This is a genomic window from Bacillus sp. AF62 (genome assembly GCF_050312695.1).
Classification (GTDB): Bacteria; Bacillota; Bacilli; order Bacillales; family Bacillaceae_G; genus Bacillus_A; species Bacillus_A cereus.
In genome coordinates this window covers 1-21,381 of record NZ_JBNPJZ010000109.1, presented here as the reverse complement: position 1 = coordinate 21,381, position 21,381 = coordinate 1, and the positions used below count along the sequence as shown (strand labels likewise).

Below are 21,381 nucleotides of genomic sequence, written 5' to 3'. Positions count from 1 at the left end.
CGCTATCTATTGCATGTTCAGCTAGTTTTTCTGATTCATAACATTGCATATTTATTTTAGTTTTGCAACACCCTCAAGTAAATTTGTTGCACTAACAGTAGCATTATTCAAAGTAACAAAAGGTGTTCTCTCTAAAGTTGATGTATTATAAGCACCAATAGTATTTGCATCTATTTTTTCTATATATGTATTTCTACCAGTCCCATATTTAGAAAAGTACAAAATAGGACCTATATTTTCATTTTCAGAATGTATAGAACCTTAATTAGGAATCGGATCATTTGGATTCGATGAAAGCTCAGGAAAAGGTACATTATCTTCTGTAGCTTTATTTTCCAACAAATTATTTGTATAAACCGGTGTTTTTACACCATTTTTAATGAGATATCCTTGAATTGTACGTTCTTGTAGAATCGCACTTTGTTGTGTGTTTTGTTTCACTGTTGATTCTTTTTCTGCTGCAAATGTCATTGCAGCAGAACATAAAATTGATGTACTTAATGCAGCAATAGGTGCCAACGTTGCTAATTTTTTATACACTTTCATAGAAAACTTCCTTAAATTTATTAATAATTCACTTTGTAAACAATTCACTTCTTTTACTATACAACATAGATTATCAAAAGTAGCTAATGAAAAAGTCTTTTATTAAATGACAAATAAACAGGTTTTGATACAAATAAATGATAAATAGAACAAAAGCGAGGATTTCTATCAAAATCTTTTTTATGTCATTAATTCAAACAGTTGATTGATAAATATATTCTGATTTTGGTCATATTAGCCCCTTAAAGTAGACATTGTAAAAACACATGGATGTTACACTTTAATTGAAGGAGGGTATTATGATTAAAAAGGGAATGAATTTCAATTTGTAATTACTCAGCTTAATTAAGAAAAGGGCATACCAAATACATGTTTTTCATTCGAAAAATGAAAAAGAAAAGACTCTAATAAGAGACAGTGAAGTGAACCCCGAAAACAGGACACCTATCAAAACACCTAAACCACTTGTCCCCTAAATTTTTTAGGGAACAAGTGGTTTAATTTTTCTTGAATTCGCACACAATTGTAGTAATAAATGTGTTCTAGCACAATCTTTCGCACAGTTGTATTGGATACATTTGTTATCTCTTGTAAATAGAAGGCTTCACTTTTCAAATGACCAAAGAAGCTTTCCATGACGGCATTATCATGGCAATTTCCTCTCCGGGACATGCTGGTGATAATGTCGTTTTCTTTGGCATATGCTTGAAATTCCTTCGCTGTATAAATACTTCCTTGATCTGAGTGAAGAAGGACATCTTTTACTTTCCACCCTCTCATTGCTTGTTTTAATGTCTTCATTGCTAATGGCAGTGCTTGGGACTCGCTGATGACATAACTAATAATTTCACGATTAAAGGCATCCATAATCGTTGATAAATACAAGGTACGCTCTCCAAATAATAGATACGTCACATCCGTAAACCCCTTTTTATTTGGTGCGGATGCATCGAATTGGCGTTCCAATCGATGAGGGGCTACTACTGGCTCCGCACCACTGATATATTTCTTTTTCTTTCGACGAACTTTTGAGAGAATCTGATTTTGTCTCATGATTCGTAATACTTTTTTATAATTCACACACAGCCCCATCTTCCGAAGAATTGCGGTCACTCTTCGATATCCATATCGTAATTTATGCCGTAGACAAACATCCTTTATTTTCTCTTCTATCTCATCTCTTAGGTCCACTGTTCGTTGTAACCAACGATAAAATGTAGACCGAGGTAATTCTAATACATTACACAATTTCTTTACTGTTAGTTTTGTTTTGAAATCGGTCCATAAAGTAACTACAGTTTCCAGGTTCAACTCCTTTCGATTTCCAGATACTTTCCCCATATCAGTAATTTTATTTTTAACTCCTTTGACCCTTTCCCATAAGAATATTGTTTTCCTACAGGTTGCTGAAAACGGTACGTTTGACCGGTACGATACTACTTCATTCACGTCTTAATTTGGGAAACATTTTTAATTCCAAACTTCTCCATAATTGTCCGATTGGAATATCCATCCTTTTTCATTTCAACCACTTTCCACTTTATTTCTTCTGGGTAATGAACTCTTGTCTTCAAACCAAAAACACCTCCATTGAATTTGCATACTTAGTATGCGAATTCAGGAGGTGTTTTTTTCATGTACCACTATTCGGGTTCACTTCAACAGAATCTAAATCAAATAGGGGATTTTTCTTGTGAAGTTCTTTGGAATCACACAACTGCTTAAAAGCCGATTCTAATTGGCATCTATGTCTTGTTTGATCTTTGTTCATTATTTGCACCAGAACCATGTTTATAGATACATTCCCTTATGTGGTGTAATTCCCGATGTATCGATATAATAGATATGCGAAAAAACGGAACCGAGGATTGTACACTGATAAAAGTAGTAATAATTAAATCGATATCTAATTGAGCATAATCATATGTTTTGATGTCTTGTATATCAGCCTGAGCAAAATAAAATATGGAATTAAAAAATGAATATAAAATATCTTGTATATAAATTTCCCATTTTGTCCCGTCTTCAATCTATAACAATACCTTAACAGGCCGCGTAGCATTTAACATAAATGCCCCCTCCAAGTACATTGTGATAATAGCAATTTTATATTGTTCAATCCAATCACAGTAAAGGGCATCAACTTGTACAAATGTGCCTCTATGTTGATTTTTTAAGGTATAACGTAGTCTCACTCAAAGGAAAATCAAGCCTAAGTAAGAAACGATATCTCACCAAAACATACTTAAGATACTCTAAAATAGCAAAAATAAATTCATTGTACTAAGTAACGGAATATGAAAAATATTTTCTAAATGAAGAATAAATTCTTTTATATGCTTGTATTATATAGCAATTGATTTTTTTGAAATGTGCTAATATTTCTTATTTATACGTAGACATATTTTGAGCAATTTCCGAAAAAGTATGCTAATGTTTATCATCGATTAATATGTACAATAAATCTTTTTGTCTTGGTAGTAGCATAGAGGATGAGTACCTAATATATTTATTAGGTACGCTCCTTTCTCAAAAAATTTATGATTATTACGGATATTTTGGTCCTAGAGACCCAAAAATATACGGTGGTTCAGTTGCAAAGTTCGAAAAAATACAAATTTGTTTACAAAATACAATCATAATTTAAGCAGTTCTGAATCACGCCTATAATTTCTTATACGTTGAAAAAGAGAAGTCCAGAATGACTTCTCTTTTGTTTGTATATATCATAAATCGCTTTGATTCCTTTGATAGTAAGAGAGGCATGACGAAAATTTTGAAATTCTACAGGTTTAAAAGGTATGCGTGCATTTGATAAATAAAATTAAGCTGTAATTAGAAAACATCGTCTTTTATTTGAGAGGAATAATGAATATTTTCTATAAATGCCAAAATAAACAACCAATTTTTGGTATTTAAAACCACTAAAAATCCCAATATATATATAACTTCTCCGTAGTTCGTAAAATTTGTCCACTTACAAAGTCCAAATTCAGAGTTATCATCACCAACTGTTAAATGTTAAATTACATCTCAAGGACTTAGCATACAGCAAAAATACTTTTAAGAAGGTGGAGAAATAATGATTAAGTTTGATGAATCTTATTATAAATATATTATACAAGAATATGGTTATGATCCATTATTATTTGAAAAAATTAATTTTCAATTATCAGGATTTGCACAAGAAGATTTAAATCGTCAATGGTTATGTCATTCAAAAGGAGATATTTTTGCAAATAAACAAGCATGTGGAGAACCTTCAATTGTTACTACAGGATTTGGATTATCAGGAACGCCTCATATGGGAACAGTATCGCAAATTTTACGAGCAATACGTTTTCAATCTAAAGGATATGACACTCAAATCGTGCTAGGAGATTTAGATTCCTTCAATGGAAAATCCACACCATTTTCTTTGACACAAGAATTGGTGGAGAAATATAAAGAATTTATTTTGCAATTAGGATTCAAAGAACAATCTGGTTCTAGATTACGATCACAATATGAAGAATTACACACAGTTCGAACATCATATTTAATTAGCCACTATTTAGAAGATTATATGTTTGAAGAAACAGAAGAAGATCTACATGGTTTTTATCAACAGCATGGAAAAGTGGACAAAGAAATGACGTATCGACGTAAACAGTCATTAAATTTAATGATTGCAGATTTTATTGATTTACACATGACACAAGGATATACAAATATTTTAGTTTTTTTAGGAATTGATGAACATAAATATGCACGTCTTGCACAAAAAACGGTTGAACTGATGAACAATGGACAATTTTCTACCAATATGAATATTTCTACCCTATATTCTTCTATTATTAAAGGCTTTAATAATTATCCAAAAATGTCTAAAAGTTTTCCGGAATCTGGAATCACTCTCGATATGGATAAAGATACAATATATTACAGAATTACGCATGAAGAAGGTGAATACCAGAGACCAGAAGAAAATGTGGTTTATCAAATGATTGCATCAGCTAGTCTGTTCAATGAACAAGAAATTCATACAGCCTATATAGAATGTATGAATAAAAGTCAAAAATGGAAAAAAATCAAACAAGATTATGCAGAACAACTACATGATATTTGTAAGAAATGGAGGAATTAAAAATGTTGGCTCAAAATTATGCAATTAATCAAGTTTTATTACGTTTAAATACAAATACAGATATTAATATCAACTTGCTTTATGAAGCTTTCAAACAAGTGATATACGATAAAGGTGTTGAAGCAAGGGATACACAATTAGGGGCTTTATTACAAGGTATCATGGCAAAAACACCAACGAAGCAAGAAGTAGTAACTTTAATTAAAGCAGCCTTATCCTATCAAGAATTTACGCCTAAAAAGGTTAATCTTCCAAAAGGAGAAATACTCGTAGGATTAGCAGGAAGTGGAAAAAAAGGTGTGAAGACTATTAATATTTCCACACCAGCAGCTATTGTAGCGGCGAGTGCAGGTGCTTATATAGCAAAGGTAGGCTCACATAGTACATCATCTTTAACAGGTTCTTCTGATTTTATGGAATTATTAGGATTGCACTATACAGACTTTAATAAAAGTGAAGAAAACTTATTAAAAACGGGATTTGGATTTTTCTCAATAGAAAATACGATACCTCGTTTTGACCAGGTATATGGTCAAAAAATGTTTGTTCCTAATCCATTAAGTTTTGCGTTTCCTGCAATTATTTCTCCCGTACAATATGATGCTATATTATACGGATTATCTCATCCCAATTTAGTATTATCTAAAGAAGTCTTTGAACTATTAGGAATGAAAAAAGGTATGATTGTTGGTTCGACAGAAAATAATCTTCATTTTATTGATGAATTTGGCTTATTTAAACATAATTATTTCTCAATTATAGGAGAGGAAAATACTATTCACAAATTTATTCCAGAGAAAGAATTGCAGATGCCATCGTACAATATCCATGACTTAAAAACTGGACAAAACGCTTTACAAAATGTTCAAATTGCGCTAGATGTATTAGCCGGAACAGCCAGTCCAATTTATGAAGATGTAATTGCAATTAATGCAGCATGTATTTTAAGGTTATCTGGTAAAACAAATACCATTGCAGAGGGTTACTATATGGCAAAAAAACATATCAAAGAAGGACAAGCATTAGAGAAATTAAACGAAATTAAAGAAGCATATAAAAAGTGAGTATTCATAATTTAGGAACAATAGAAGGGAGTACGCTCACATGAAATCTAAATATGTGTCCATTCAATCTGAAGGGATCTATATGAGAAGTATCAAAATGCCTAAGTTAAAAAAAGGCTGGGCACGAATACAGGTACAATATGCTGGTCTATGTGGATCGGATTTACAAAAAATTGATGCCATATTAGGAGATGGTGAACAAATTCCCTCCCCTATTTTAGGTCATGAATTTGTGGGGAAAATCGTACAGGTTCATCAAAAGAATAAGACATTTCAAATAGGAGATTATGTGGTCGGAAATCCTTTATTACCTTGTGAGGTTTGTGAATATTGTAAAACAGGAAAATCTCAGCTATGTCAAAAAGGGCAAGCTATTGGCCGTACACACGCTGGAGCATTTAGCGATTATGTAGATGTTCCAGAAACTAATCTGTTCAAATTAGAACTAGATACTTATATAAGCTCTTTTGTATTGGTAGACGTATTGGCAGTTTGTATCCATGCATTATCAAAGTATCCATCTGAAGTGTCTAAAAAGAAGTGCTTAGTGATTGGAGACGGAGCTGTAGGAGCTATGCTAGCTTATCTATTAAAATTAAAAGGGGCTCACGTAGTTATGGCCGGAAGAGCCAAGAATAAAGAGTTAATGAAATATTACGTAGATGTTTATATTGAGAATACAGATACTGTTGTAGAACACGAAAAATACGATGTGGTTTTAGAAACAGTTGGAAGAAAACAAGATGCAACTCTAAATCATGCCATTTCTTTTGTAAAAAGAAATGGCACGATTATTGTATTAGGCGTTTTTCCAGAAAAATATTTATTACCTATAGAAGCTCGAACTTTATTTTATAAGGAGGTTTTATTGATAGGGGCAAATTCCTATAATAAAATGGATTTTGTAGAAGCTGTTGAACTTATAAAAGAAAGACGGAAAGCATTTCAAACTTTTATTACTCACTCATTTCATATAAAAGATTTCGAACAGGGATATAAAGCACTAAAAATTAAAAAGAAGAATACAATTAAAGTCATTTTTAAGAATTTAGGTGTTATCACATGATAAAAGCAATCATATTTGATCAAGATGGAACACTGTATGAAAGAGAACATCTTTTATATCAACAAATTCAAAAAAAAACCAGAGAATGGATATGTTCCAAAAAACAAATTTCTGAAGCTCAATATATATCATTAATAGATCAACTAAAGAAAGAATATCCGAATCCCATTAAAGGGTTTCAAGCTATTGGGATAGCTGCACATGAATATCACCAAGAAGTGTTTGATAAGGTTCATCCGCAACATTTTCTAGAACCAAACGAAAAATTAATACAATGTTTGGAGTCGATTTCCATTCCCATGTTTGTAGTTACGTTATCATCTAAAGATTTTTCACATCAAGTGCTATATTCATTGGGCATAAAAAAACAATTTGAACAAACGTATTCACTCGGGGGCGTAGATACTACTGTTCAAGATAAAATTCTCATTTATGAAAATATTAGGTCCCAATTAAATCTTACAAGTTCTGAAATGATAATACTGGGTGATAATTATGCCGTAGATTTAGAAGATGCACATAAACTAGGTTATCATGTTTTTGAAATCACAACTACCCCAAGGTTAATTACTATTTTAGAGGGGCTACAAGAAGGGGCTATTCAAGATGAGAAATAAAATATTCATCTTATTAAGCATTATTTTTACTATGATTATTGCCTCAATGGATGCAACTATCATGAATACTACAATGCCAAGAATCACACAAAATTTGGGACACTTTGAACTATATGCTTGGTCTTTTGTTTCTTATATGATAATGGGGACAATCACCGCTCCCATTGCCGGACGGTTATCAGATTTATTTGGACGAAAAAAAATTTTCGCTACGGGGATAATTATTTTTATAATCGGTTCATTATTATGTGGGTTTTCACAAAATATGATGCAGTTGATTATCTTCCGTATGATTCAAGGGGTAGGTTCAGGAATTATGATGCCATTTCCGGCCATTATAGCTGGAGATTTATTTTCAATCGAAAACCGTAGTAAGATTCAAGCTTGTTTTACTGCTGTATGGGGAATTTCTGCTATACTTGCCCCTAGTTTTGGCGCATTATTTGTAGAATATTTATCTTGGAGGTGGATTTTTTATATAAATCTTCCCATTGGACTTATTTCTCTTTGGATGCTATTACCCTACAAGGAAGATTTTCATACAAAAAAAACAACCATTGACTATATAGGAGCTCTAATGTTTGCCTTAGGTATCAGCATGATATTAATGTCCTGCCAAATCCATGATTTTCAGATTCCGTTAGGTATGATGGGCACTTTAATTCTTATCCGCTTTTATTTTTATGAAAAATCTCATTCGGCTCCTATTATTTCAATGTCTATCTTTTATCATCCTACAATACGGTGGATTAATATTAGTGGGGCAATCGGATGTGTAGCTTTATTTGGAACATCTACTTATATACCACTATTTTTACAAAAGGTGGCTCACCAATCTGTTTTTAATAGTGGATTTGTATTATTTGGTATGTCTATAGGCTGGATGTTCGTTACTATTCCGATTGGTAAATGTATCATAAAATACGGATATCGAAAGTTGTTAATTATAGGAAATTCATTATTGGCCTGTTCCGGCTTATTACTATTTTTACTACAGGAACATTCTCCATTTTGGTATGTATTTGTAATCATGATTATACAAGGTAGTGGATTTGGTATCGTTTCTACTGTAAGTAGTATTTCTGTACAACAACTGGTAGATTTCTCTGAAAAAGGTAGTGCGACCGCTTTTCTGATGTTCACTCGCAATATGGGAGCTGCGATTGGTGTCACTTTAATGGGAGTCTTATTAACAAATGCTTCAAGTTTAATGCAAGGAATCCATCACATGTTTCTTTTCTCGCTTTTCGGGAGCATCGTAGCCTTTTTCACAACATTCTTGATTCGCAATCATAACATTTTGCCAAAATAAAATAACATAAATATATTTTGCTCACCCATACTATCCCTAGATGGATAATCTATAAAGAATCTATTTTTAGGAGAACTGAATATGAATATAGAAGAACTATTAAGTGATTTTTCACGTACAACAGAAGAAGTTTTTTCACTAGAAGAATTGAAATCCTTACTACATGAAAAAAAGAAACTAAATATTAAATATGGTGTAGATGTAACTGCACCATATTTACATCTTGGTCATGCCGTAAACTTATGGATGCTAAGAAAGTTACAAGATTTGGGACATAAGGTACAATTCTTAATTGGAGATTTTACAACTACAATTGGGGATCCTACAGGAAAAAATAAAACTCGTCCTATTATTTCACAACAAGAAATCGAACAGAATACATTAAAATTTATAGAGCAAGCCAAAATGATTTTACGTTTTGATGATCCCAAACTATTGGAGATAAGACGAAACTCAGAATGGTATAACAATATGAGTGTATCTGAAATGTTAAGATTATTATCTTTAGTCACACATTCAAAACTCATTTCCAGAGATATGTTTAGACAACGAATTCAGAATTCACAAGACATATATATACATGAACTGATTTATCCTATTTTTCAGGGGTACGATTCTTATATGTTAAATTCGGATTTGACAATTATCGGATCAGACCAATTATTCAATGAGATGTTAGGACGGTTTTTCCAACTTAAGTTTCAACAAACGCCTCAAGTAATTATTACATCTAAAATTACTAAGGGGATTGATGGAAAAGCAAAGCAAAGTAAAAGTTTAAATAATTATATTGGTTTAGGACATTCAGCGAAGGAAAAATTCGGGCGTGCAATGACCTTACCTGATGAGCTAATTGTCACATACTTCGAAGTATATACTGATTTGGATATGGATGAAATTTCAAAAATTAGATTAAATATACAAAATAATCCTTTGAAATATAAGAAATTTTTAGCACAGAAAATCGTAGAGCGCTATCATGGATCTAGTATCGCATTAGAAGAACGACTTTGGTTTGAAAATGTGTTCTCTAAAAAACATATCCCAGAAGATATTCCTTGTATTACCTTAACTACTTCATCAATTCATCTCATTGAATTAGTACATAAAGCAATGGGTGAACATGAAACAACAAAAAGTACCGTTCGTAGATTAATTAATCAAGGCGCTGTACGAATTGATGGCACTCAAATTATGGATCTTCAAGCAATTGTTACAATTCAGAATGATACAATATTAAAAGTAGGAAAAAGAAATTGGTATAAATTCCAGATTATTTAAGCATGTTTGAAATGATTATATGTTATACTTTTTACAATAAAAAGTCGCTTCGATGTATAAACATCTTGGCACTAATCTTCTCTCTTTATCTTTTTCACATCTTAAACAAGCCATCATCTGGTTCTGTTGCAAAGTTTGAGAAAACATAGACCTGTGTACAAAATAATATTGTAATTTTAGCACATTTGAATACTTTCTGTAATCATGGTATGCCGAAAAGACGGAGTTTTTCATTAGACTCCGTCTTTGTTTAACTATAGCCTGAATGATTTCAATCTCTTTGATTGTATAAGAAGCACGACGGATGCTTTGTGGAATCCAAAGATTGAGCAAATCGACGTTTCACATGCCAATAATCTTGTTCAATTGGGTTATTGAGATGCTTTAGGATACAATGTACTTCGTATGCTTGTAAAAGCCATTGTTCAGCAACTTTTAAACGCACAAAGTAAAGCAGAAGCCTTGTCTGTAGCAAGAAGTGGAACATTCGTTCTTTTGGGATGTTGAGTCGCTTCAGAAACATCGCGATAATTAAAGAAAGACGACAATAGTACAAGGCAGGTACCATAATGATATCTTTCTTGAATTGTTTTCCTTTAAAATATCTCATACATTATGCTCCTCAAATCATTTTTCTTACATTTTAATTTGCTTAGAAAAATTTGCAACAGAACCAATAATGGTTTTATAAACCCAATATATACCTTCTAAGCTTGAAGCCACCCTACATATTTATCTGTTTATACAGAATAAAAAATAACCTGAATCAGTTAAAATGAATTCACCATCTTTATTCTTTATCATCAAGTTGACGAAGGGGATTAATGACTTTTATATACTCGTGGCGACTTTGTTTCAATAGCATAATTTGTTCTTTTGTTAGAAGTGATTTTACTTTAACTGTGATAGTTTGTGGCACAAGTTTCACCCCCTCGTTTTTTAATTTTCAACATAATGTTTTATTGTCTCACTTGATACATTTTCAGCAATAGAAAAAAATAAGAACGCGTCCCATAAGCTCGGCAAGTGTCGAAGATGAGAAAACGCTTCTCTCAAACGTTTGGATGTCACTCCTTTCATTTTTGCTATTGTATCAGCAGAACTAAGTGTTGGTGGTATATGTAAGAACAAGTGAACGTGGTCTTTGTCACATGCCATTGCAACAATAGCAATATCCAATTCTACGCATATTTCTTGAACCAACTCTTTGAAACATTCTTTTACTTTTGTGTTAAGAAAAATCTTCCTTCTGTATCGCGGGCAAAACACAAAATGATAGTGAATTAATGACACAGTTGTTTTTGTTCTTCTATAATTATTCATCATGTTTGTGTTGTGTCAGTTATATTATAAAACTACAACAAGAAAGACGGAAAAATAAAAGATACCAACATTTTGGCTACTTAGCGTGCCACAAACCGTGCGGTTTTTAGTAACTATCTTTCATCACATGACTAAAGGCGAGGGGCTTTCTCGTTCGAGAAGGGCTGTAAGGGGGAAAATGACTATACGTGATTTTCGCATCATGAAAGTTTTACAACACATCTTTTCGCCCTTAAAAAAGATAAAATAAAGGTATGTGACACCAACGGAAGGGTTTTTTTGGGTATAATTTCTGTAAGATAAGCGCATACCATACAAAATATACATCCAAGAGTGGGAGATACACAATGAAACCAATTTTAAAAAAAGTATAGCCATAACACTTTTCTCTCTTTCTCTCATGGGATGTCAGTCACCACAAGCACAGCTGAACCAGACATCTTCCCTAACCGAACAACAAGTTCTGGCAGATGCTTGGGATCAAATATCTGAAGAAGTCAAAGCGCTATATCATCAAGGATATAATATAGGAAAAATGAAGTTAGATGCAGTACTTACCAAAGGTACTGAGAAAAAGCTTGCCATCGTTTTAGATTTAAATGAAACGGTCATGGATAATAGTCCATATCAAGCCATGGCAGTAAAAGAAAAAAAGGATTCCCTTATAGATGGGAGGAATAGATTCAACAAGCGAAAGCAGAAGCTCTCCCTGGCACTGTTTCCTTTTTACAATATGCAAATGAAAAAGGAGTAGCGATCTACTACATTTCCAACCGCAAATAAAATCAGTTAGGCGCTACGTTACAAAACTTACAGAAACTGAATATCCCGCAAGCTGATAAGGAGCATGTCTTATTGCAAGGGAAAGAAGAAATGGGGAAGGAAGAGCGAAGAAAACAAGTCGCTACAGAACATGACATTATTTTATTTTTTGGAGATAATTTATCTGATTTTACCGGATTTGATGAAAAATCGATAAAAGATAGAAATCAAGCTGTCGAAGAGATGCACGAAGCATTTGGAGAAAAGTTTATTGTGTTCCCGAATCCGATGTATGAAGATTGGGAATCCGCTTTATATAAATACGACTCTAAAAAATCAGCTATCGAAAAAGACAAACTCCGTAAAGATGCATTGCATGTATTTGAAGATGTGAAATAGCGGGATGTTTGCTATGATATTCTATAAAGTATGGTAAGCTGTCAATTATGAGATTGAGTGAATTCGCTCAATCTTTTTTCATACTTTCTAATCTCTTATCAACACCCGCACTGATGAGATTGCAAAAGGTAGCGGAGACCCCACTCTTATCAAGAGGATTCCCTTATCAACAAAATAAGTATATATCAACTATAGCAAATCTTCATCACGATTTTTATGCTTTAAACAAATGTTGATTTGTCATCTTTCTTACGAAAATCATATAAACTCGCTACAATCCGTCAATGTTTGTATACATTTTTTGAGAAAGGATTCCTTGTATGTATAAATCTAATTTCATTGCTTTCTTACTATTCATTATCTCTTTTTCTTGTTACGTCATCTATGTAACCAAAAACCCGCTCTATTTGCATCCAGTCGTTTTATTATCTATTATGTTGATTACAATTGTAGGGATTATTCTTTTTAGTAATTTATATGATACAACTTATATGAAATATATACTTCTCATAGGATTATTTCTGTATCTTATTCTTATATGTCGAACACTCTCAAACATAACATGAGGAAAATGATATACTGCATGTTAACAACTATTTTTTGATTGGATTTTAAGTATAGTAGTTCAGGGGCTTTTATTGTAATATATCAAACAAAATCATAAGGTCGTTTCTTAGAAGAGCTGGATAAATAAACATTTTATGAATCAGTGTAAAATGTTCACGGGTAATATTACTTGTATAATTGTGTATCATAGGAATCATCTTTTTTTACCCGATTATATTATAGATTTTAGGGAGGTCCTTATACTCATCCATTACCTCTGACTATCAAAAAAGGTATTCTTTCTAGTCTAGTTTGTTTGAAAAGAATACCTTTTTTGATAAATTAGGGGGGAATCTCTTAAGTTAATGAACATGTGTAGTGGAATTTACTTTGTATATTTTTTGTCAAAATTAATCTTACATTCCTCTGATCCATTACAACCACCACCAGGAATAATAATTCTTCGATTCGCAATGAATTTATATAATTGTTGTCCAAAACCACACCATACAGACAGATATAAAATCGGCAGTAATCCCCACATAGGTAGAACTCTTTTGGAAATTTGGATAAAGGAATGTATCCCTACCTTAAGGTCCTCATCCCCTTCTTTCTTACTATGAATCATCTTTTCTAATAGTTCGATTGATAATTGGTTCGACTGAATGATACCTTCAGTTCTAAAAGAAACAAAATGAATTAATTTTAAAAAATCTAATTTCTGTATCTTGTGTATCGTCCGAGTACAAAACGGACACCAACCATCATAGAAAACTGTAATCTGTTGCATACGAATCCTTCTATTCTGCCTAAGCTTTCTAAAAAAGGAGGTCATCTTGATACAAACAAAGGCCTTCAGTTTCATTCCTCCACAGTATAATTTTTGATAATCTTTATCAGATATAATCATTAAGTCTGCAATAATCATAATTGCAGAGAAGGTGATTAACCCCATTCCAAATGCAATCCCTAAATGAAAGAGAGCGATAGTAGCTACAGCAAAACACTTTGTTTTTCTATTAAAAAGCAGAAACGGAAAGGCTAATTTAATAAGAATAGAGAAATAGGTCCCAATCACTAACGCATGTTCGTGGCCAGACAATATGTTTTTGAGTAAAGGCATTGAAAACTGATCTACTTGCATAATATAATAAAGTGCCGTTCCTTGATTCCATAAGTCACCCATCGTTTGATAAATACCAGCTGTAAAATAGAGAATACATACCTGGATAATACAACAGAGCACAGCAAAATTATGAAATAATGCGGAAAGTCGATATTTTTGCTCGTCCACGCTGTTCTGACGTTTCTCCCAAAACTTCTTGGCGTCAAAGGAAAAATAAGCAGTGGTTTGCATAAACATCATATATATAAGTAATACCCTTAAAAGATTATCGCCCCCATCTTGTAATAATCCATTCCGCTGTAAAATCGAATAGGTGAATAGAAAAAACAAAATAGAGATAACACGCCCTTTGTATCCTAAAATATATACAATTGTTACTAGAATTCCTAAATAAAATAGAATATTAAATATAAGTGGGCTAGTAGCAAATTGGTAGATTGTAAAAATCCCTTCATCGTACATCTTTGAATCCAGCGCTCCACCTGCAAACCATAAGAAATATCTTTGTTGATAATGCATACAATAAAAGAGGAGCATGACAATCCCAAAACCAATCCGAACGAGACTAGATCCAATCAAAAATCTTTCCCCATACACAAAATTCAATGCATGTATCCAACATGTACGCATTGCTATTCTCATTTCTCTCATCTCCTTCTTACCATGACATTACAGGTATATACTTTTTCCATTCAAGGTCTTGATGCGTACGTTCTCGTTTGAAATCATTTTCTAATCTTTTAGAAAATGGAACTGGTTCTTCATGAACAATTCGCACACGAAGAGAATCAACTTGTTGATTAGCGAAATATTTTTCAGCAGCAGTAAAGGCAAACCTATATAAAATGTTCTGCATTCTCTCTTCATTTTTTTTTGCCCGCTTCTCTATATCTTGTAATATTGATGCCTGCTCTTTTGTTACATGTTCTTTATCTACTTTATTCATAAAGCTGCGCTCCTCATCATCCATTCCGTTCATCATTACCGCAGAAGTCAACGGTATTCTTACCAATCGATTTAGTGGACTAAAATAATTCTTGTAGTTTCCCTTTATCATAGGGGTTGTGATATCAAACCATTCACTAAGACTTGGTGAATCCTTGAATTTTATTTGCATATATATAATATCATTTCGTACCAGCGGGTTCGGTGAGAACAAATGCCAATTCTGAGTAAATAGTGGGTTTACATATTTATTCACAACAGGACTCATTTCATTTGAGATGGGATTCTTTGGCATAACGTGAAAAAGAATCAAGCAAAAATGAACCATGACAGCGATTGATAAAAAGATAGGACTTATATACAGTATTACTTTCCTACAGCGTGTTCCTATCATGTTTATTTACACTTCCTTCTATTTGGTATCCTACTTATACCTATTTTTTTCATATCAGCAAAGAACGAATAGATAAAAAAATCTATTCGTCCTTTGCTTCTAGAAAATTTTGAGATTCTTATTGTAGAAAGCCTCACCAATCCTATTTATTGTCAAAAGCAATTTCAGCTGCACGTATATTCTTACTAGAGGTATCTGATTGCTTAGCAGTTGCGCCAAGGAATCCTAATTTATCAGCAGCGCTACCCACCATAGTAAAGCCATCAAGCACCCCCCATGCTTGCTTAGCAGCCATTCCTGTCCATTGATCACCTGCCACTTTTCCAACCGCATCTGTTATTATTGATCCAGTTGAAAGTACTGCTCCTGCTATATTTGTAACACCATCAACAATATCTCCTAAAAACTTTGGAGATGCTTGTGCATTAGTTTGCGTTCCAAATTGAGAGGTATTTGTGGCCTTCACTGGCTCGGCGCTCACACTTCCTGAACCAACCGTCATCATACCTAAAGCAAGTGTTCCACATGCCATCATACCTAATAATTTTTTCTTCATACATAACTACCTCCGTTATATTTTTATGTTAAGATTCATGAAATTAATAAATACAGACGTTAAAATACAATAGAAATTGACTTTACTAGTTAACTTAACGCTATTCTCGTACATTAATCGTTGTAACCGCTTCTTCATAAACTCCTTTCCTTTTTATTATAAAACTTGATATACTGATTTGGTTTTCGGTAAAAGGTTCTAATTTTCCTCTTTGAGGAACTAGCTTTTGCACCAGAATTCCTTTATGAAATATATAATTTATTTTTTGTATAAACCAGCATTTAAAAGTCTTTTGTATTTAGACAAAATTAATGTTGTAACCTCATTTCCCCTAACAGTCCTTGCATAACTACCAAAAAGCCCCTTTATATCTGACATATCGTTTCTCCTTTTAATATTACATGAATTGATTTTATTACATAACATAGTTCTAATAATACTAGAAAATAGCCTGTAGGGAATTCAAAATAGGATTGATGTTGTTGCAAAATGAGGTGTTTCAGATGAACAAACAGTATGATGAAATTTTTAAAAAGCAATGTGTTGAATTGGTAATTAAAGAAGGCCGTACAATTTACAGCATTCAAAGAGAATTTAATCTGTTCTGGTACAAAGGTTTTAACGAATTCCCCGAAAGAATTCTCCTTCCTCAAGTGTGTGAAGAGCATGGCCCAACGGTAGATGAGAGATGAATATCGATTTGGCATCGCCAAAAACTTTTGATAAACTAGCTATATGAAGTACTTTGATAACTTGATATATGAGATTGCAGGAAGAAAATAGGGTTCTGGTGCAAAAATCGTTTGTTCACTTTTCATAAACTCACTATTTTTGCACCAGAGCCTTTTATAAAAAACACATTTGAGTAAAGCTTTTCTACAGCTGAGTGGACGGTCCATAGGTCGAACGCCTTCAATGGCTAAATTGTCTACGTGGGCAAATAAAATTTGTAAAATGGATTGATTTTGATCAAAATTGGTTATTATACTCGTAAATCTGTTTGGATATTTATGAATTTTGCAACACCCTCATATCACTAAAAATAACCTTATTAATTGATAATTTAAGTGATTTATAAAACCACATTCTTTTTTACTTAATCAAAATGAAAAAAAATGTGGTTCTTGTTCAAAAATTTAAAAAGTTTTATTTAGATTGAATCTTTTTTTCATCAATTCATCAATATATTTGTTTATATTACCTTTTTGCTGTTCTTTTATATAAATAGAATAAGGTATAGTTATGGATGGTTTAGATTTGTCATCGGGTATAAATTCAAGGTTTGCATTTTCTTGAAATCCTGCTTGTCCGGTGAAAGTCATTGTTTCTCCGGGTTCTTTAATGATTACACTTTTTGTAGCGTCATCTAATTCCATATAGGAAGGCATTGGTTGAGTAGAATATTTAAAAGCATTATATAAAAAGTGATTTTCTTCTCCAGGCGAGGCTGTTAAAAAACCTGTTTCATAGTTGTCTGCATTTCTTACTTGAACTTTTATATCTTTAGGTTCTATAACTCGAACAGGACCTGTGTATGTTCCAGAAAATTTTGCTTGTTTTACAGATTGTATAAATTTCGTTGTTCCATGAGGTACACATTTAACCGGTTGTGATTTAAATGTATACGTTGTTGTATTTGAAGACGTATTTGAAGACGTATGATTATAGGTAAACTCTGCACTTAAGGTCGTTGTTTCTTCCCCTTCTGCTACTAATGGAACCCCAGCTGTAGCCTTTATAGATTCAGTGATTCCCAGTTTAACTCCCTCTTGATTTGTATATGTCATAGAATCTGTAGTACTATATTGTTTTTCAACCGTATTATACGTTTGTTCAACATCTCCGTCATTATGATAATTTAGCAATTCTAGATTTGCTAAATTTGTAATATCACCGTTTTGAACACCAGTAATATTAATATTCCCGTTAACCCCGGAAAATTCCAATTTTTTATTTTCCATTCCTAAAAGTGGATGCCCATGATTATAGAAATCATTTACAAGATTTTTGTCAAATTCATACGTAATTTGATCGATAGGTGTAATAGAATGATGGACACCTGGTTGAAAACTATCTGATGTTATATACCCAAATACATGAGGATTATTTTTTATTGCAGATTGTAATGCTGTAACAGTATCCCATGCGAGTTGCGAATACACATCAGTTGATGCTGTTTTTATCGATAGCTTATACATTGAATTTTCAGACGAGTTGTTTTTTTGAGTATTCGATCTTTCAGCATATGCTGGATTTCCTACACTCACTAAAAAACCTGTACTTAACGCACAAATTGGTATAACTTTAGTTAATCTTTTCTTCCAGTACTTCATTTTATTGTTTTCATACACCTTTTCTCCACTCCTTTTATAGATATGAATCATTTTTTAAACTTTATCCCTTAGCTTGTAATTTGTCCATATTCAAAAGTGACTTTTGAATATGGACAAATTACAAGCTAAGATTTATTTTTGATGCTTAGAATTAAGCTACAACACTCCTATAACAGCAGTTTGTACGTTTTTTCCTAAAAAAATATTTTTAAATTTTACATAACAATTATTTTTATTAACAGAAGATGTCCTCCGTAAACTTATTAGATTTATTATAATAGGCATTGAGAACGGACTTGCAAGAATACAATGTCTACAAAGTAGGTTATACGATATGTATCTCTTTATGTTTTGTTAAATAAGAAAATTAGTGTAACGCCTTTAACAAAACTATGTTGTATGTTACACGAAACCATGAATCTTTATATCACAACAAAATCGGTAAACTAATGAGTTAATCCTTCGGCTACCCATCTAGGGGGATGGCAACCAAAAGCTAAATATGGGGCCATATGAAAATATATTCCAATTAAGTTCTTGATTGACAGTTCAAACAAATCTACAAATATAGGGTGTTTTTGCCCATCCCCTCGAAATGAGGGAATAAGCAAATGAATATTGTATACTCCTCACAACATAAAATCCGTATATTAAAAATGAATAAATTATATCATTTGTAAAAGTCTATATTTGATGTCATTTAAACCATGCACCCTTCATTGTAACAATCCAATCATCAGTTGGTATTTTTTTGTATTATCCCCATACTAAAGTAGCTGTTTTCAAGTGGAAGAAACATGGTTTTGTTGCAAAAATAATAAAAATATAAAAAAGAACGAAAGATTCCTAGCGGAATGGAACTTTATGCTGTTAAACCAAGGATTTCATTGATAAGATATATCTGCCTTTGGACAGAGTTCTCCCCTTGGAGAGTTTGTCCTTTTTTGATCATATACATAGCTTCTATTTCAGCGATCATTTTTGTAGCCGTTCGCAAGGATTTCAACCCAAGCATATTCCGAATCCGTTTTTTGATAAAGCGGTGATCTTGCTCGATGATATTGTTTAAATATTTTTTCACACGAAGTGGTATACCATACGCTATACATTTTTCTTCCTTTCGTTCACGTATCGCAACAGGATAAGCCTTATCTTCATCAGCCGTTATCGAACGCGGCTTTGTGGCATGACAAGAAGCCAAGGCTTTCTTTAGAAAACACTTGGCAGCCTTCGCATCTCGTTTACGACTTAAATAAAAATCGATTGCGCGATATCAGTACATTTTTTCTTCTTTGATTTTGATGTATGTTTCATCCTCTCGCCAAGAATCATTGGTTGATTTCAAATCGTAGAATTATGGAGAAATACGAGATTGTCTGTCTGGTGCGCAAAGTGAATCCTTATAAAAGAATGCTTAAAGCTACAAAAGAACATCGAATAGTACCGAATCAATTAAATCGGGAATTTAAACAAAATACCCCAGGGAAAACACTTCTTACAGATATCACCTATTTAGTTTACGGTAAGAATCAAAGGGCCTCTTTATCTACATTGTTAGACGGCTCAACTAATGAAATTTTAGCTTACCATGTTTCAGCACAGATGACATTAGAGCTCGTAACGACAACTCTCTATAAACTAAAAAGGAATCCTCGGATTCCATTGACTGAAGGTGCTTATATTCATTCAGATCAAGGCCCCCACTACGCAAGCTCTACCTATCAAAAACTAGTCAAAAAACTAAATCTTGGACAACACATTTCAAGAAGAGGAAACTGTTGGGATAACGCCTCACAAGAATCGTTTTTTGGTCATCTGAAAGATGAAGCTCATATAAAACCTTGCGCGTCCTTTAATGGATTGAAACAAGAGATTAAGAAATATATGACGTATTATAATCATTATAGATATCAATGGAATTTAAAAAAGATGACTCCTGTTGAATACAGAAATCATTTTCTTGATGTTGCCTATTTTTTTCAAAATGTCCTTTACAAAGGGTGCAAATTATAGCCTCATCCCATCTTTTTATCTTGTCATATATATAAAATTATGATAGATTATTATATTGTTCCGGAGTAATTCGCATATGAGTACCTGTTCAGTAAACATGTGCTTACTCATCATCCAGATTGGTACGCCTTGGTTTTAATACCAAGGCGTACTTTTTGTTTGAGATCCTTGTAAAGGGGCTAAAAAAGATTGCATGGTGTTCGTTTTTTCATTTGTTTTAGAAAAAGAAAGTTATATACCATATTAATGATAAGATTTTAAATAGATCTCGTATGGGTAGGATATGTTTATAATATGTTTTCTGCCACTTCGATGCCAATCATATCGTACATGTTCGATATGATTGGCGATTGTAACTAAGGCTGAACCAGCAAATAGATAACCTGTTTGAATGACACCAGTTTTGATTCCGTTTATTTCTTTTGGAATGACTTAATTCGTTTCTAATGTTTCCACAGGTAGTTTTTGGTCTACAACTACAAGTAAAGAGAGTGTCCCTGTCATAACTCCATTTACCTGTTGAATACCGACTCCCACACCTGTTACATTCTGAAACTGTAAAAAATCATCCTCTACACTTTGTTGCACTTTTTGAATGTCTTGTTGTTCTTGAACCGTCAACACCTTTATATTTGAATGTTTTCCCTACAACTCCCCCCTTATCCTGTGTAATGATTTGTAATGGTCCCCACTTCTATAATGTTCGTGGGGTATGTTTCTAATTGTGTAGGTATTTGTTCCGCTGCTTTTAATTGAGAACGTGGTACTTTTTTCGAAACAAATACTTGAATAACTTCTTTTCCTTGTACCAATCCCATTCCTATTCCTACAACATAAGGTAAACGTAATAAATTTGTTTCATATTTGCACACAACTTGTTCTAATTCCATCGGACCGCTCCTTTTTCATTTAGATGATACATTCGGTTTGTCTTCGATGGTTTAAAAAAAATGGTGTATGACACCACTATAA

Annotated in this window: 15 protein-coding genes and 7 pseudogenes; 9 read left to right on the top strand and 13 right to left on the bottom strand. The window is 32.8% G+C overall.

Annotated elements, in window-relative coordinates; all coding sequences use genetic code 11:
- Nucleotides 1-261: 261 nt before the first annotated feature.
- Together ACQRBL_RS27805 and ACQRBL_RS27800 are read right to left on the bottom strand one after the other, a co-directional pair.
- Entirely contained in the window at nt 262-546 is a 285-nt protein-coding gene (locus ACQRBL_RS27805; protein WP_179860855.1) for a hypothetical protein, read from the bottom strand.
- A gap of 456 nt (nt 547-1,002) precedes the next feature.
- Nucleotides 1,003-2,120, bottom strand: a pseudogene (locus ACQRBL_RS27800) (IS3 family transposase).
- Between the two features lie 1,508 nt (nt 2,121-3,628).
- Here ACQRBL_RS27800 and ACQRBL_RS27795 point away from each other — a divergent pair.
- The 6 genes from ACQRBL_RS27795 to tyrS all read left to right on the top strand — a co-directional run bounded on the left by ACQRBL_RS27795 (nt 3,629) and on the right by tyrS (nt 10,012).
- A complete protein-coding gene (locus ACQRBL_RS27795; protein ID WP_197230934.1) occupies nt 3,629-4,672 on the top strand; it encodes a hypothetical protein in 1,044 nt (347 codons plus the stop codon).
- Nucleotides 4,673-4,674: 2 nt separating this feature from the next.
- Entirely contained in the window at nt 4,675-5,736 is a 1,062-nt protein-coding gene (locus tag ACQRBL_RS27790; protein ID WP_179860839.1) for a hypothetical protein, read from the top strand.
- 40 nt (nt 5,737-5,776) lie between these two features.
- On the top strand, nt 5,777-6,802 hold the full coding sequence (locus ACQRBL_RS27785; RefSeq protein WP_411996630.1) for a zinc-dependent alcohol dehydrogenase: 1,026 nt from the start codon (nt 5,777-5,779) through the stop codon (nt 6,800-6,802).
- Nucleotides 6,799-7,419 carry an HAD hydrolase-like protein gene (locus ACQRBL_RS27780; protein ID WP_097984655.1) on the top strand — a complete coding sequence of 207 codons (621 nt, stop codon included), beginning with the start codon at nt 6,799-6,801 and terminating at the stop codon, nt 7,417-7,419. The genes ACQRBL_RS27785 and ACQRBL_RS27780 overlap by 4 nt, the downstream gene beginning before the upstream one ends.
- Nucleotides 7,409-8,731, top strand: a complete 1,323-nt coding sequence (locus tag ACQRBL_RS27775; protein ID WP_097984654.1) for an MFS transporter — start codon at nt 7,409-7,411, stop codon at nt 8,729-8,731. Before ACQRBL_RS27780 ends, ACQRBL_RS27775 begins: the two co-directional genes overlap by 11 nt.
- A gap of 81 nt (nt 8,732-8,812) precedes the next feature.
- Entirely contained in the window at nt 8,813-10,012 is a 1,200-nt protein-coding gene (gene tyrS, locus ACQRBL_RS27770) for a tyrosine--tRNA ligase (protein ID WP_097984652.1), read from the top strand.
- 192 nt (nt 10,013-10,204) lie between these two features.
- Here tyrS and ACQRBL_RS27765 read toward each other — a convergent pair.
- The 3 genes and pseudogenes from ACQRBL_RS27765 to tnpA all read right to left on the bottom strand — a co-directional run.
- Nucleotides 10,205-10,622 (bottom strand): annotated as a pseudogene (locus ACQRBL_RS27765) (DDE-type integrase/transposase/recombinase); the annotation flags it as partial.
- A gap of 180 nt (nt 10,623-10,802) precedes the next feature.
- On the bottom strand, nt 10,803-10,931 hold the full coding sequence (locus tag ACQRBL_RS27760; RefSeq protein ID WP_411996629.1) for a hypothetical protein: 129 nt from the start codon (nt 10,929-10,931) through the stop codon (nt 10,803-10,805).
- Nucleotides 10,909-11,338 (bottom strand): annotated as a pseudogene (gene tnpA / locus ACQRBL_RS27755) (IS200/IS605 family transposase). Before tnpA ends, ACQRBL_RS27760 begins: the two are co-directional and overlap by 23 nt.
- Before the next feature lie 397 nt (nt 11,339-11,735).
- Here tnpA and ACQRBL_RS27750 point away from each other — a divergent pair.
- A pseudogene (locus tag ACQRBL_RS27750) lies at nt 11,736-12,496 on the top strand (5'-nucleotidase, lipoprotein e(P4) family).
- 931 nt (nt 12,497-13,427) lie between these two features.
- Here ACQRBL_RS27750 and ACQRBL_RS27745 read toward each other — a convergent pair.
- The 3 genes from ACQRBL_RS27745 to ACQRBL_RS27735 form a co-directional block, all read right to left on the bottom strand.
- Nucleotides 13,428-14,810 carry a DCC1-like thiol-disulfide oxidoreductase family protein gene (locus ACQRBL_RS27745; protein WP_242070389.1) on the bottom strand — a complete coding sequence of 461 codons (1,383 nt, stop codon included), beginning with the start codon at nt 14,808-14,810 and terminating at the stop codon, nt 13,428-13,430.
- A 16-nt stretch (nt 14,811-14,826) separates the two neighbouring features.
- Nucleotides 14,827-15,408, bottom strand: coding sequence for a DUF5819 family protein (locus tag ACQRBL_RS27740; protein WP_276569676.1), 582 nt, complete (start codon nt 15,406-15,408; stop codon nt 14,827-14,829).
- A 241-nt stretch (nt 15,409-15,649) separates the two neighbouring features.
- On the bottom strand, nt 15,650-16,063 hold the full coding sequence (locus ACQRBL_RS27735; RefSeq protein ID WP_197230931.1) for a hypothetical protein: 414 nt from the start codon (nt 16,061-16,063) through the stop codon (nt 15,650-15,652).
- 503 nt (nt 16,064-16,566) lie between these two features.
- On the opposite strand from ACQRBL_RS27735, the gene ACQRBL_RS27730 reads away from it, so the two are divergent.
- Complete coding sequence (locus ACQRBL_RS27730; protein ID WP_411996628.1) at nt 16,567-16,755, top strand: hypothetical protein; 189 nt, start codon at nt 16,567-16,569, stop codon at nt 16,753-16,755.
- A gap of 56 nt (nt 16,756-16,811) precedes the next feature.
- Here ACQRBL_RS27730 and ACQRBL_RS27725 read toward each other — a convergent pair.
- From ACQRBL_RS27725 to ACQRBL_RS27715, 3 genes and pseudogenes are all read right to left on the bottom strand, one after another.
- Nucleotides 16,812-17,049: pseudogene (locus ACQRBL_RS27725) on the bottom strand (ISNCY family transposase); the annotation flags it as partial.
- A 150-nt stretch (nt 17,050-17,199) separates the two neighbouring features.
- Nucleotides 17,200-18,414: an ETX/MTX2 family pore-forming toxin gene (locus ACQRBL_RS27720; RefSeq protein ID WP_197266064.1), complete on the bottom strand. Its 1,215-nt coding sequence runs from the start codon at nt 18,412-18,414 to the stop codon at nt 17,200-17,202.
- Between the two features lie 844 nt (nt 18,415-19,258).
- Nucleotides 19,259-19,741: pseudogene (locus ACQRBL_RS27715) on the bottom strand (IS6 family transposase); the annotation flags it as partial.
- 2 nt (nt 19,742-19,743) lie between these two features.
- Between ACQRBL_RS27715 and ACQRBL_RS27710 the strand changes: the two are divergent.
- Nucleotides 19,744-20,409, top strand: a pseudogene (locus ACQRBL_RS27710) (IS3 family transposase); the annotation flags it as partial.
- Between the two features lie 432 nt (nt 20,410-20,841).
- Here ACQRBL_RS27710 and ACQRBL_RS27705 read toward each other — a convergent pair.
- Together ACQRBL_RS27705 and ACQRBL_RS27700 are read right to left on the bottom strand one after the other, a co-directional pair.
- A complete protein-coding gene (locus ACQRBL_RS27705; protein ID WP_242068264.1) occupies nt 20,842-21,030 on the bottom strand; it encodes a hypothetical protein in 189 nt (62 codons plus the stop codon).
- Nucleotides 21,031-21,068: 38 nt separating this feature from the next.
- On the bottom strand, nt 21,069-21,299 hold the full coding sequence (locus ACQRBL_RS27700; protein WP_097984487.1) for a hypothetical protein: 231 nt from the start codon (nt 21,297-21,299) through the stop codon (nt 21,069-21,071).
- Nucleotides 21,300-21,381: the final 82 nt, after the last annotated feature.

What these genes read in the sequence shown, in the direction of transcription:
- ACQRBL_RS27700 (WP_097984487.1), bottom strand. Translation starts at nt 21,299, where the DNA reads ATGGAATTAGAACAAGTTGTGTGCAAATATGAAACAAATTTATTACGT.
- ACQRBL_RS27780 (WP_097984655.1), top strand. Translation starts at nt 6,799, where the DNA reads ATGATAAAAGCAATCATATTTGATCAAGATGGAACACTGTATGAAAGA.
- ACQRBL_RS27745 (WP_242070389.1), bottom strand. Translation starts at nt 14,810, where the DNA reads ATGAGAATAGCAATGCGTACATGTTGGATACATGCATTGAATTTTGTG.
- ACQRBL_RS27775 (WP_097984654.1), top strand. Translation starts at nt 7,409, where the DNA reads ATGAGAAATAAAATATTCATCTTATTAAGCATTATTTTTACTATGATT.
- ACQRBL_RS27735 (WP_197230931.1), bottom strand. Translation starts at nt 16,063, where the DNA reads ATGAAGAAAAAATTATTAGGTATGATGGCATGTGGAACACTTGCTTTA.
- ACQRBL_RS27785 (WP_411996630.1), top strand. Translation starts at nt 5,777, where the DNA reads ATGAAATCTAAATATGTGTCCATTCAATCTGAAGGGATCTATATGAGA.
- tyrS (WP_097984652.1), top strand. Translation starts at nt 8,813, where the DNA reads ATGAATATAGAAGAACTATTAAGTGATTTTTCACGTACAACAGAAGAA.
- ACQRBL_RS27795 (WP_197230934.1), top strand. Translation starts at nt 3,629, where the DNA reads ATGATTAAGTTTGATGAATCTTATTATAAATATATTATACAAGAATAT.
- ACQRBL_RS27740 (WP_276569676.1), bottom strand. Translation starts at nt 15,408, where the DNA reads ATGCCAAAGAATCCCATCTCAAATGAAATGAGTCCTGTTGTGAATAAA.
- ACQRBL_RS27805 (WP_179860855.1), bottom strand. Translation starts at nt 546, where the DNA reads ATGAAAGTGTATAAAAAATTAGCAACGTTGGCACCTATTGCTGCATTA.
- ACQRBL_RS27730 (WP_411996628.1), top strand. Translation starts at nt 16,567, where the DNA reads ATGAACAAACAGTATGATGAAATTTTTAAAAAGCAATGTGTTGAATTG.
- ACQRBL_RS27790 (WP_179860839.1), top strand. Translation starts at nt 4,675, where the DNA reads ATGTTGGCTCAAAATTATGCAATTAATCAAGTTTTATTACGTTTAAAT.